The following is a 717-nucleotide window of genomic DNA, read 5'->3' as shown; positions in this document are numbered from 1 at the left end:
AGTCCCATTATAGGGGTTAGCTTTTGTAAACAGTGGTGGTATGCCGACACACCGCAAAGCATTATTGTTTCCGTCCCATTATCGGGGTTAGCTTTTGCAAACGATTCCCGTCATATCATAACCGCCAAGAGCATTCCTTTAACAATTTACATATCTTATATAATACTATTTCTGTAAAACTGTATAAAAAACATACATATAGCAACACCCCATTTTAAATTTTAGATATTAAGACTATAAAAATCAACCTTAGAATTTTACAAAAAGATTGAAGATTGATTATTTTTGCAGAAAATAAATATAGGTAGGCTTAGAGGCAGTCCACCTAAAAACATATATAATAACAGGAACCTTCCCCATTATTTTCTGATCCTTAGTCAAATATCATTTTATATACTGTATAAAGCTTTCTTCGCTCATATTCGCTCTTTTTGCCGCATCCGCAATGCTTAGAATTCCATCCTTTACCAAAGAGATAAGAACATTTACAGTTCCTTCTTTAATACCCTCTCTAATACCTTCTTCTCTTCCCTTTTCTATGCCTCTTGCTTCTACTCTATCAAGTACTTCACACATAGTTACATGCTCCTTTCCTTTCACTTCGTTTATGGTTTCTTCAAATCTACAGTCCCTTGTCATTGCAGTCATCAGCATCAACAGTTCATCCACATGCTTAATTACTGTATCGCCGGCTACATAGTCCTTATTTACGCGCAT

General features: G+C 35.3%; 1 pseudogene. It reads right to left on the bottom strand.

Annotated elements, in window-relative coordinates:
* Positions 1–384: 384 nt before the first annotated feature.
* Positions 385–717: pseudogene (locus HMPREF0381_RS15295) on the bottom strand (Rpn family recombination-promoting nuclease/putative transposase); the annotation flags it as partial.

This window comes from Lachnoanaerobaculum saburreum DSM 3986 (assembly GCF_000185385.1).
Lineage (GTDB): Bacteria > Bacillota > Clostridia > Lachnospirales > Lachnospiraceae > Lachnoanaerobaculum > Lachnoanaerobaculum saburreum.
Note: the sequence above shows the minus strand (reverse complement) of the source record. Positions and strands in the feature narration are given on the sequence as shown.